Below are 12,208 nucleotides of genomic sequence, written 5' to 3'. Positions count from 1 at the left end.
GCAACAAATCCTATCTATGAAAGCTGTTTATCGTTCGTTGGCTGTTTTCTTTTCCTTGATACTGTTGGGCATATACGGTGGCCTTTATACTGCCAGGATCGAGCGGCCGTTTCCCGCGGAGCCGCCGCCGCCGGATACCGGGTTGACGGAGCTGGTCCTGGAGCGCCAGGGGTTTGTGACAGAACTGGTGCGAAAGCGGCATATGGTGGATACGCCTGCGCCGAAGCGGCTATTTTCACTGGTATATTATCCTACGGCGATGGGTAACATGGTGGCTTACCTGAGTAAGGTACCAAAGGATGGCCGGTTGCATCCGGCAGTCATATGGATCAACGATGGGCTGACGAATAGCATCGGTGATACAGAGACAGGGGCGCCGTTCAGAAAAGCCGGAATTGTGATGATGTACCCAGCCTTACGGGGAGGCAGCGGTAATCCGGGATACGTGGAATCCGGTTTCGGGGAGGTGGATGATATTGTGGCCGCTGCGGATTTTCTGGCGCAACAACCGGGAATAGATCCGGAACGTATATACCTGGGCGGAGTGGGTGTTGGCGCTACGGAGGTGATGTTGACAGCGGAGTGCAGCAGCCGGTTCCGGGCGGTGTTTAGCTTTAACCCGATGATAATCATGAATGACCACCAGTCGGATGAAGATTCACTGACATACAGTGTCTTCGATATCCGCGAGATAGAGTTACGGACGCCGGTAAAATGGCTGAGGTCTATTCGTAGGCCTGTATATGTGTTGGGGGGTGCAGAAGGATATTTGTTTCACATGAGATGGTGGAAAGAGCAGGCAACCGGGGTGGGGGAGAAGGACCTTCGTTTTTACGTGATGCCTGGTAAGGACCATGTTTCGGCGGTGGAGCCGGTGTGCCGGTTGCTGGCGGCGGCTGTGCTACGGGATACGACCGGTCAGAAGGGTGTCTTTGCATTTGAACCGCAGCTATTGCCTTTGATGGATAAGTGATGTCTCTATTATCTTGTCCTGTAAAAAAGAATTTTTTCGGATCAAAATGAAAATAAATTTCATCATTTGACATAAAAAGTATCACTTTGTAAGTCTTCCTAATCGAAAGTAGAATACAATTAGCACGTTGATTTTAATCGTGTCATTTTGATAAAAAATATGTCCAAAACCTTTGCTGTACTGAATTTGGTTGTTATGTCGATTCCCTTATATTTGCATTGTTATGAATCATTTTTAGCAAATGAAAGTACTTCAGTTTAAAATTGGCGACGTAGTGGACTGCCCACTACAAGATGACGCCACCGTCATGTTCGTTCGTGATATCAATGCAGAGAAGGACGAACTGTTATTGTCTGACGCTCCGGAAGGAGGTCGTACCACCTGGATGCACCTGAAAGAGGTAGGAGGCGTGCCGATAACGCCACGGATCTTACAGTTGGCCGGTTTTAAACCGGTCATTGGTAAGAACGGGCTGTACGAAGCCGGCAACGGTCTGCGGCTGCAACGGCTCGGTAACGGCTATTACATCGAAGATGTATATGACGACCACTCCGATCCCCTCGTGATGGAATCGTTGCACGAGCTGCAACATTATTATGACCTGTTGCTGGAACAACCACTGCGGATCAACGGCATCCACCGGCCCATGCCCATGGCCGAACTATGTCCGGACCACCGGCCGGCGCAGTATTATTGGTTCAGCTACCAACGCAGCGACGGTCACCTTGCAGAAGACGTGTCCACACAGCATCCGATCACCACTGTCAGCGCCCTGCGCCTGCTTGAAGACAGCGGTATTGTGCTGCTCAACTGGCACGTCATCTCACAGGACCTGTACCTGAGCTTCGACAAGCCGTGGCTATCCCGTTAACGTATTTATCGATTCAACAAGCTCCGGCGGGGAGTTCTCTCCCTGCCATTTTCTTTGTAACCCTTGCTGCGAGCATAATGCAGCCGGTTTTGGTTGCTTAAAAAACTTTCAGTTTCTATTGAAAATCCGGCAAAATTGTCCTAACTTTTAATTGCGATTGCAACTTTAGAGTAAAACGTATATCGCATGATACATTGCCAATACCCTCATAACCATCAATTGATGAAACTGACAAAGTTCCAAGAGAAAGCTATTATTAAGACCAAAGCATTCATCGACGAACAGCCCCCAAAAAGAATAGATATACAGCACCTGGTCCACTTCTCCGGTCTTAGTGAAAGCAAACTAACAAAAGGTTTTAAAATGCTCTACCACGTAACTATTTATCAGTATCAGCTTGAACGCGCGATGAATTATGCCAAAGAACTCCTGCAACAGGACCACCAGGTAAAAGAGGTGGCTATAACTTTAGGGTATAGCACTTCGGGTAGTTTTGCGCGGGCGTTTCACCGGGTGTTCCAGGAGACGCCAGGGGAGGTGAAGTGGCAGTGAGGGGGTAGAGTTTAAGTCAATAATGTACCCCCAAAAAAACTAGAAATTATGAGAAAAATCAGAGGTTTATTATCGGCTGTATTGTTCGCTACGATTGTTTCGGGAATACTAGCGTCCCGTGCGCGTAATAATGTTAAAGTATATACAGAAAATCCTGTTGGCTCGGGAAATTGTCCCATGACAAGTCTTTTGACTGGCTATACAATGATCAGACCATGTCCAGATGGAATTGGTGCTACACTTTTACCGGGTCCCTGTCCGACCAAATATTGTATAATCTTTGCAGGTCATAACTAAGGTTCAAAACAAAAGATTTTGATAAGGCGCGATTTGCCATACTGCATCGACATGTCTATCGTTATTTCTTATATAACAGTAAAAAAAACATATGAAAAAGTTAATGATGTTCTATGTGTCCCTTGGGATCGTTATTGTTGCATCTACATCTCTTGCATTAAAGGCCCGTAATAATCATGTTATCTATACACGTAATTTGGCCAATGGTATGTGTGATGTTCTTGTTCCCGGAAAGGCTATATTGAGTAATACTACATTTGGTTTTCTGGCTACAAACGTACCCGGTCCTTGTGAGTTGGTAATTACAACAAAAGTGGTGAATTAAGGTGGTGTGCTTGTTGCGGGAGAGTAACTTCGGTTGTATCATCAGCGCCAGGTAAGTTGATGGGTATTGAAAATAATGAGGTGTGTCTGTTTACGCGCCATCTTAAATCGGGGCGTGTAAAGGGGAGCGGAAAGAATCTACCTGTGTAAGGATTTAGTTAGCATATTGCAGATATGGAGTAGAATTATTATAGACTGGTCTATACGCTTTTTTTAAATTATGTTATATGGATATTCCCAATTATTTTTCTAATGATTGAAGGATTAAATGACAGGATGTAGCCGTTTTGATGTGATAATAAAGTGTTGATAGGATTTTGTTTGAATGTTTTGTTGGCGCGTTAAAACTGTTTGTTATGAAAAAGGTCGCATTTTTATTAGGGTTTATATTTGTTACAGCAATTGTTGCTGGTTCTTTATCATCGAGAGCGAGAATGAATCATGTTATCTATATTCAGCAGCCTCTTGATCCTGATAAGTGTAACGTACCCTTGTATCCTAGATCAATGGTTCCGAATGTAGGTGGAACTTTTAAGTGTACATCAGTTCCCAATCAGCCGTGTGTTTCTGCTTCAACATTTTCCTTGGATGTCGATTAGCCCCACAGTTGAAGAGCCTATTTGTACGGTTGACAAACGGGGTAGCTTTTGTATGAAAAGAAAAGACAATGATGTTTATGTTTGTGGTTGTGGTTGGTAAGACGGTTTTGGTTGCTATAATGAGGTTTTTGTTTTGCTGAAACTCTTGGAATGTTTTTGGAACTGTTATAAATTGCATGAAGAATAGCCATTAAATGACAAATGGAGCTACGTGTGTAAAATGCTTGTTAGTTTTTATGAAACCCTTAATTAACCTCAACTTAATTTTATAGACCTTTTGCCAATGATGATAAGTGATATGGAAGCTTTCCTTCTTTAAATGGCATTGACTTGGTTGTATTATGTTGACTGTACATCTGAACAGCTTATCATAAGGATCTCATTTATTATTTATTGATTTTAGGTTAATGGTTTTTCGATAATCAAACATCCCAGAAAGTTATGGAAGGACAAAATCTCTCTGAGAAGGAATTGAATTTGGAGCCTTCTTTTAAAGGCTTCTTATTGCAAAGTGGATTTAATCGAATAGCTGTAGCAGTTTGCTTTTTTATTTGTGTAATTCAGATAGTTGTTTTTAAGTACTACTATCCCTTTGCGTCATTTATAAATGGTGACTCGTTTGAGTATGTACAAAATGCCTTTTTAAATGCGAGGCTTGATGTTCATCCAGTTGGATATTCTAAGTTTTTAAGACTTTTTAGTATATTCTCTACTAATGATACAAGTCTAGTTGTCTTTCAGTATTTTTTTGTCCAGATTTCCATTTGGTTTTTTTTGTTTAGCATATTTTATTTTCATGAAATTAATGTTTGGATTAAATACACTCTTTTGGGATTGCTAACAGTTAATCCGATAATTTTGTATATGGCCAACTATATATCAACTGATGCGTTGTTTTTGGCATTGAGTGTTTTGTGGATAACGTCGTTACTATGGTTTTTACATAGGCCATCGTGGAGCCTTGCTATAATTCATGCATTTTTGATATTGTTGGTCTTTATGATACGATATAATGCGCTTTACTATCCTATTGTGTCTTTAGTTGCATTTTTAGGAGCAAAAGCAAAAAATAATCTTAGAATAGTTGGTGTTCTTGTTGGAGCTTTTTTGATTGGAGGGTTTGTTCTCGCGACATCGTTAAAGTACAAAAAGCTTACAGGTGTATATCAATTTTCTCCGTTTTCTGGTTGGCAAATTGCTAATAATGGATTGTATATATATCGAGGAGTGCTTCCGGAACAGAGGAAGGAATTACCAGAGAAGTTTAAAGAGTTGGATCGTGAGGTTAGAATGTATTTGGATACTGTTCGGACCTTGGAAGGAAGGTTTCCTGAAATAATGCTTGATATAAATGCGGTGTATATGTGGTCTCCAGCGTCTCCACTCCGAACTTTTATGGGTAAGAGTTTTAAAAAGAAACCCGCTATGGATGAATTTCAAAGATGGTCTAGTATTGCTCCGTTGTACAAGGAGTACGGTACAACGCTTATTAAGACCTATCCAATCGCGTTTTTTAAGAGGTTTTTGTGGCCAAACTTTGTGAAGTTTTACAGTCCTCCAGTTGAGTTTCTCGGTACTTATGGATATAATGTTGATACAATCCCGGCTATTACAAAAGATTGGTTTCGTTATCGTGATAAAAGGGTGACCTCCCGATTTAGCGATGTTAGTGTGAATGCCTTAGATTACTATCCAATTATTTGTGGAACGATGAGCGCTGTTTTTATAATGATGAGTATTTCATTTTTTATATTAAAAGGAAGAGAACAAGAAAGAGATTTATTTAAGACGTGGCTATTGTTTGCAGTACTTTGGGTATGTAACATGGTATTCAGTGTATTTGCTTCGCCTATTGCACTAAGATTTCAAATACTATCTCTTATAGTGTCTGTTGTAATTGTGTTTGTGATACTCGACTTTATGTTAAAACAAGGAGCCAAAGAGGGGAAAAAATCAGATGAAGAGATTGGTTGAATCAAAGCGTTGACTAACTAGGTAGATGGTGTGGGTAATATTTATAACTGAACAGAATTTAGGTTTAATGAAACATGTTTTTTTTATTGTCTCATGCTTTTTTTTGTCGCAATGTAAACCAAACGAGACATCTATTAGCTTGAATGGAATTGACAGTCTTCCATCTTTCAATATCTTATTGTTGGATAGTGCTTCTGTTTTAAATACAAAGAATTTTTCTGATTCAGATGATCTTGTGATGTTTTTATTTGATCCATATTGTGAACACTGCCGTGCGGAAACAGAGAGTATTGTTAATAGTATGGAAATATTAAAAAGGAAACAGTTTTGCTTTATTAGTGTAGCAAAGATTGAAGACTTAAGAAGTTTTTCGAAAAACTATAGACTTGATCGATTTCAAAATATACATGTAGGAGTGGACACTGGCTTTGTCTATATACAAAGCTTTCGGGTTCGCAATGTGCCACATACTACAGTCTTTTCCAGAAATCGACTTAGAAAGGTTTTCGTTGGAGCTACTGAGGCGAAAGCTTTGTTAAAATAGTTTTTCGTTCTTCTAGAGCTATAATCGTAATGAATGAAATTTGAATATTGCGCAATAGTCAGATGAATATTGAGTAGGTACCCTCTTTACTTCAATCTGATCAAGGGAATCGCCGAACACCCTCATAATATAGTAGGCAATATTTTTAAATTCCTTCAAAATTTAAAATCATGAAAAAGGTTAAAATTTTGTTATCTTCAGTAGCAGTAGTTGCTATCGTTGCAGCTGTTACCGCATCTAGCGCACGTGTAAACGTTAAGGTTTATACAGAAGATGCTCCTGGATCTAAAAATTGTCCAGTAACTAGCTTCCTGACTCAACGCACTTTGGGCGTTGCTGATCCAATTAACGGTATCAATGCTACATTGATCCCTGGTCCTTGTCTGACAAAATATCAGACACTTGCTACTAGCCACGACTAATAAAGTCGCGACTAACAAAGTTGTATATGGAGGGAGCTTGTGCTCCCTCCTTTTGCAATTTAGCTCTGTGGGTTGCTGGATAGCTGTCATGGTTTTTTCTTTCTGCGATACTACTTTCTTCTTTTGATTTTGTTATTACAACGTACCTTTTGAGGAACTTAATAAGTTAAATTGCATTTTTATATGTATTGTTTTGTTTTACAGTTTTATTGTGGAGGGTGTAGGTTGAGGTCACGATTGTGCCAAGTATTTGTAATGTTAGTCATAACGTTAATTTTGGCCTTGAATAGATCGTATGCTCAAAAAAAACCACTGGGTTTAGATGATTATGCAAGTTGGGTAACCGTTGGAGGAGCAGTGATCAGCGGGGACGGAAAATTCGTAAGTTATGCGGTGGTTAATAAACCCAAGGAAGGTGCTATGACCATCGTCCTGAAGTCCTTGGACACTTTGTTTCAGATGGAGTTTGAGAATGTTAGTCCTGGGAATTGCACCTTCTCTCCGAACAATAGGTACTTTTTATGTATGGAGCCAGGAAAGAATCTCTCCATAGTTTCCTTAGATTCATATAATGTAGAAATTATTCCTGGAGTACAGGGGTTTAAAGTCGTTAAGGGAAAGAATTCGAGTTTACTTGTATATCAGAATGTCAATGCAGATGTGAAACAGTTATCGGTTCGGGAGCTAGAAAATGGACGGCGTTTAAGTTACAGTAACGTATATGATTATTGGATGAGTGATGTTGGTGGTTTTATTGTTTTGAAGCGAAAAACCGATTCAGCTACTTATACATTAACTGAGTGTAATTTGAATGACTTTAAAGAACACGAGATCTATCGTGGTGCAGAGCCTATTAATCCCGTTTGGGATTCAGATGGTAATCAACTGGTTTTTTGCGTTAATATGAATGGAGGTGAGAATTCCGTCGCTACATCACTTTGGTACTTTAATAGAAAAAGAACAACACAAGCTGTTCGGAAGTATCCTAAAATGAAAGTCAATAGTGGATATTACCTTAAAAATTTAAGTATATTCAGCGGAGAGGGTAATTTTGTCTATTGCCGATTGGTAAAGAAGAAAGAGGAAAAGAAGATGAATGAGGTAAGTATTATGACTTACCTAGATTCAAATCTGAAAAGTACAGATAGTGATTTAAAAGAGCCTATGTTGGCTGTTTGGAATCTTAGAAAGGATAGTCTTCTCCAAATTCAGGTGGAAGGCGATATGCCGATTTATCCAAGGCTCGAAAGAACCAAACAACTCGTGTTTTCTGCTTCAGCTTATAAGGGGGAGTGGAATTGGAATGAGAAAGCCATTTTGAATTGTTCGCTTGTTAATATAGAAGATGGAACGAAGATTAATCTGACTGGGTCTGGTGATAGGAATGGCGAGTCCTATACTTTGTCTCCCTCAGGGAAGTGGGTTGTATATTTTGATGCTGATTTAGGCTGTTATTTCAGTATTAACACAATTACTGGTATTAAAAGAAACATAACAAAGAATATTTCAACTACTTGGACGACATACGATAGAGATGATTTGCCCGTTGCTCGATATTTGAATATAGGGTTAGGTGGGTTTTCTAAAGATGAGAGATTTGTTTACCTCTACAGTCAATATGATATCTATGTAGTAGATCTTACGGCAAATAGAAGTCCAGTAAATTTAACGGATCAATACGGCGTCAAAAATAATATAGTTTTCAGGTTTGCTTTTCCTCCTGATAAATGGAATGGGAAAGAAATAATTTTGACGGCATTTAATAGGCTTACAAAAGAAGATGGTTTTTTCAAGGTCGAGGAAAATGTACCAAATAGCTTACAGAAACTAGTAATGCAACAGGCAGTTTTTTCAGGCCCCGAGGAGAGTAAGTATTTTCTTCGTTCGATGCCAATCAAAGCTGAAGGTGCTAATCGTTTTGTTGTTCAGAAGATGACAGCGACTACATCATCTAATCTCTTTTCAACTAAAGACTTTGTTAGTTTTGAACAGCTTAGTAGCGAGTGTCCTGAAGAGAAATTTAATTGGCTTACGTCTGAACTTATCACCTTCAAGACTCTCGATGGGAAGAATACGCAGGGGATATTATATAAGCCACAAGACTTTGATTCAAGTAGGAAGTATCCTGTAATAATATACTCGTATGAGAAGATTACCGAGTGTCTAAATATGTATTTAACTCCTGATCTTTGCGCTGGCCCTCTTAATATTCCATATTTTGTAAGCAATGGTTTTTTAGTGTTTACACCCGATATTCATTTTGTTGTTGGGCAACCAGGAAGGAGCGCCTTTAATACAATTGTAGCAGCTGCAAATCTCTTAGGAAAACTGGACTTTGTTGATTCGTCTAAGATTGGTTTACAAGGGCATAGTTTCGGCGGGTTTCATACAAATTACATTATTACTCATACCAAGCAGTTTGCAGCTGCATGTTCAGCTGCTGGATTTACAAATTTTGTTAGCGCTTATGGGTCGATAATCGGAGACGGTTACTCGAGGCAAGGACAATATGAATTGTATCGGGATCGTATTGGAAAATCATTATGGGAGGGAGTTGATTTATACCTAGAGAACTCCCCGGTGCTTCGTCTAGATAAGATTAGTACGCCTCTTCTAATGATGCATAACGCGGAAGATAGTGATGTTCCTGTTAGCCAAGGTATCGAGTTTTTTACAGGATTACGGAGGTTGGGAAAAGTGGTCTATTTGCTGCAGTATAAAGGAGAAGGGCACTCCGTTTTCGGAGTGGCAGCTAGAGATTATAGCCAGAGAATGATGGATTTTTTTTCATATTATTTGAAGGGTGAAAAGTTGCCTCATTGGATGATTAGTCAACCTGCGAAGATTATTAATTTCAATCCTTATCACTTTAACCGGTGATGAGCTTGTACCCAATCCTGGACACGGTAAATTAGAGATTTAGGGCGTTGAGCTTGTACCCAATCCTGGACACGGTAAATTAGAGATTTTGGGCGTTTGAGCTTGTACCCAATTCTGGACACGGTAAATTAGAGATTTTGGGCGTTTTTATGTCTTTCAACGACCTCGTTCGGCGTTAGGTTATTAAGCGAACTGTGGGGGCGAAAATTGTTATACTCCCAGCGCCAATGTTCGATTTTCTCCTGGGCATCCTCAAGGGATAAGAACCAGTTCACATTCAGACACTCATCCCGGAAGCTACCATTGAACGATTCGATAAAAGCATTATCAGTGGGCTTTCCGGGCCGGGAGAAATCCAAAGTTACGTTATTTTCATAAGCCCATTTGTCAAAATCTTTGCTGATAAATTCACTCCCGTTATCAACCTGGATTCGCCGGGGAATGATATTTTTTTGACGTTTTAAATCTTCCAGAATTTTCACCACATCGATGCCTTTTATCGATTGCCCAACCCCGATTGTCAGGCATTCGCGACTAAAATTATCCACTAAAGTTAAGGTCCTGAATTTCCGTCCGTCAAACAGCTGATCTGCCACAAAATCCATCGAACAGCACTGGTATATTCCAGTTAAGCCAGGCCGTTCCAACCGATGTGCTGCTGCTTTACTTCTGCGTGGACGCTTACTTCTGAGATTAAGCCCCTCTTCCTTGTAGATACGATGTACGCGCTTACGATTGTCTTTCCAGCCTTCTCTACGCAACAGTATATGAATCCGGTTATAACCATATCTTACCCGGGTCGCGGCAATCTCCCTGATTCGCTGTCTGACCGGCAAATCACTCTTCCGTTTCGATTTGTAATACCACTTCGAACGGGCATACTTCACCACCGAGCACGCACGCTTTACAGCCACCTTATAACTGGATATCAGGTACTGCGCATGTTTCTTTATCTGAATACGCGTTAAACACTTTTTTTTAGCACATCCTGTAACATTTGCTTGTCCAGGCTTAGATCTGCGACAATCTGTTTCAGCTTGAAGTTTTCCTCCTCCAACTGACGCAATCTCTTAAGCTCGGTGATGCCAAGCCCTCCGTACTTCTTTTTCCAGTTGTAGAAGGTAGCTTCACTCACTCCCATCTTTCGACAAACCTCTTGTACCGCTACCCCTGTTTCTGCCTGCTTCAGCGCAAAAACGATCTGTGCCTCCGTAAATTTGGATTTTTTCATGGCAATTACCTCCTTTTTAAAGTTATCAATAATTGCCCATTTTCTCTAATTTTAAACTGCCCGATTTTTCGGTACAAGGTCATCCTATTAAAAAAAATAGGAAAATTTTTTCTAGTGACTAGAAGGTTTACAGATCATACTGGCAGGAGACTTTCTGTCGGTAGCATGATCTGTGGTTAGGATTTTGTATCGAAGAAGAATTTTCTATATAATACTCAAAAGTAAGGATAATATTAATTTATTATTGTTTCGTTGTTTTCCATTTTTTTTAAAGTTTGTTTGTATATGTCTATATCTTCTTGTTGGGGGCTGCTTTTAATGATGTTTAATGCATTCCTTTCAACGGCAATGGCTTTTGACTTTTTCCCCGATTTATATAAGGTATTCGCGTAGGTATCTAAGAATTGTGCGTTGTTTGGGTATTGTGCATTGATATTCTCCATGTATTCACAAGATCTTGTTAAAGAGAAGCTATCTTTACTGTGTTTAAGCACAATGTCCCAGATAAAGTTGTTAATTGCCGCTGCTTGTATAACATTGTATTGCGTAGAGGGTAATTGGTCTATTTGGATAATTTGATACTTGATAGTGCTATCCCATTGTTTGTGGGATCTGTACCAGTTGACCTTACTGTCGATGATAATACGATCTGCCGTATTATTATCCCAATTGATGGCTATTTCATTCTTTATGGCTTCCCATGATGGAGTTGATGAAGGTGTTAATGAGGTCAGCCGTTTTGATACTATGTCTCGGCCTATTATATTTTTTAAAACGTGATCTGTAAATCCTTTTACTCCAACTGCTATATCCGATTCTTCGGAATGTTTATGCATCCATTTTAGAATAGACGAGTTTACAGTCAGTAACGACGGGAATTTTTCGTAGAAGCGCGAAAATGATGGAGTGAGAATTTGCTTGGGTGATGATGTGTCTAATACTGTTGTTTTGTATTTTTGGGCTACTATTATTGCCATAGAGTCATTTCTGTAAGAGCTAAGCTTAAAAGCAAATTTCAATAGATCATCTCCTGCTAATTCGCCCTGCTGGAATCTTTTTTCCAGTGAAGCATAGTTTTTAGTTTGATCTGAAGCTTCCTGGCATATTTCAATGAATTTGTCTGACGGATGGTAGCCCTGATCTCTGTGTAGTAAGTCTCCGTTGGAGGATAGAAAAAGAAATGTTGGGTACAATTTTACAGAATATTTAGTGTTCATCTCCCGTGCAAGTGCATACTTAAGTTGTGTTTCTCGACTATCTGTTTTGGTGCTGTCAATCTGAAGTTTTATTGAAATGAACTTTTTGTTTATGTAGTCTCCAACTGTTTTGTCTATATATACATCTTGATCCATTTCTTTGCAAGGTGAGCACCATGTCGCAAATAGGTCTATGAATATTAACTTTTTCTCTGAAAGGGCTTTCGACTTAATATCCTCCAATGATGTAAGGTTGTCAAATTTTACTCCATCACTTTGAGCAACCAAAATTTTGTTTGATAGGAGAAATAATAAAAAAACGAAAATTTTTGAGATTGTTTTCAT

9 protein-coding genes are annotated in these 12,208 nt (G+C 39.6%); 7 read left to right on the top strand and 2 right to left on the bottom strand.

From position 1 onward, the window contains the following. Positions 1-16: 16 nt before the first annotated feature. From HF324_RS23720 to HF324_RS23685, 7 genes are all read left to right on the top strand, one after another. The gene (locus tag HF324_RS23720; protein WP_168860985.1) at positions 17-973 is read left to right on the top strand and encodes an alpha/beta hydrolase family protein; all 957 of its coding nucleotides are present in this window, start codon (positions 17-19) and stop codon (positions 971-973) included. 241 nt (positions 974-1,214) lie between these two features. Continuing rightward, a complete protein-coding gene (locus HF324_RS23715; RefSeq protein ID WP_168860984.1) occupies positions 1,215-1,844 on the top strand; it encodes a hypothetical protein in 630 nt (209 codons plus the stop codon). Positions 1,845-2,030: 186 nt separating this feature from the next. Continuing rightward, positions 2,031-2,396, top strand: coding sequence for a helix-turn-helix transcriptional regulator (locus HF324_RS23710; protein ID WP_168860983.1), 366 nt, complete (start codon positions 2,031-2,033; stop codon positions 2,394-2,396). A gap of 388 nt (positions 2,397-2,784) precedes the next feature. Beyond that, a complete protein-coding gene (locus HF324_RS23705; RefSeq protein WP_168860982.1) occupies positions 2,785-3,018 on the top strand; it encodes a hypothetical protein in 234 nt (77 codons plus the stop codon). 1,039 nt (positions 3,019-4,057) lie between these two features. Then, a complete protein-coding gene (locus HF324_RS23700) occupies positions 4,058-5,590 on the top strand; it encodes a hypothetical protein (RefSeq protein ID WP_168860981.1) in 1,533 nt (510 codons plus the stop codon). 714 nt (positions 5,591-6,304) lie between these two features. Continuing rightward, positions 6,305-6,556 (top strand): hypothetical protein, encoded by a 252-nt coding sequence (locus tag HF324_RS23690; RefSeq protein WP_168860979.1) that lies wholly within the window; start codon positions 6,305-6,307, stop codon positions 6,554-6,556. 282 nt (positions 6,557-6,838) lie between these two features. Continuing rightward, entirely contained in the window at positions 6,839-9,436 is a 2,598-nt protein-coding gene (locus tag HF324_RS23685; protein ID WP_168860978.1) for an alpha/beta hydrolase family protein, read from the top strand. Positions 9,437-9,564: 128 nt separating this feature from the next. Here HF324_RS23685 and HF324_RS23680 read toward each other — a convergent pair. Then, positions 9,565-10,667, bottom strand: a protein-coding gene (locus tag HF324_RS23680) for an IS3 family transposase (RefSeq protein ID WP_168802981.1) whose coding sequence is annotated in 2 segments (ribosomal slippage) — positions 9,565-10,401 and positions 10,404-10,667 — 1,101 coding nt in all. Because the reading frame shifts where the segments join, the coding sequence is not laid out codon by codon here. Positions 10,668-10,900: 233 nt separating this feature from the next. Next, a complete protein-coding gene (locus tag HF324_RS23675) occupies positions 10,901-12,208 on the bottom strand; it encodes a thioredoxin family protein (RefSeq protein ID WP_168860977.1) in 1,308 nt (435 codons plus the stop codon).

It is taken from the genome of Chitinophaga oryzae, assembly GCF_012516375.2.
In the GTDB taxonomy this organism is placed as follows: domain Bacteria; phylum Bacteroidota; class Bacteroidia; order Chitinophagales; family Chitinophagaceae; genus Chitinophaga; species Chitinophaga oryzae.
The sequence above is the reverse complement of the archived record's forward strand: the minus strand, read 5'-3'. Positions and strand labels throughout refer to the sequence as shown.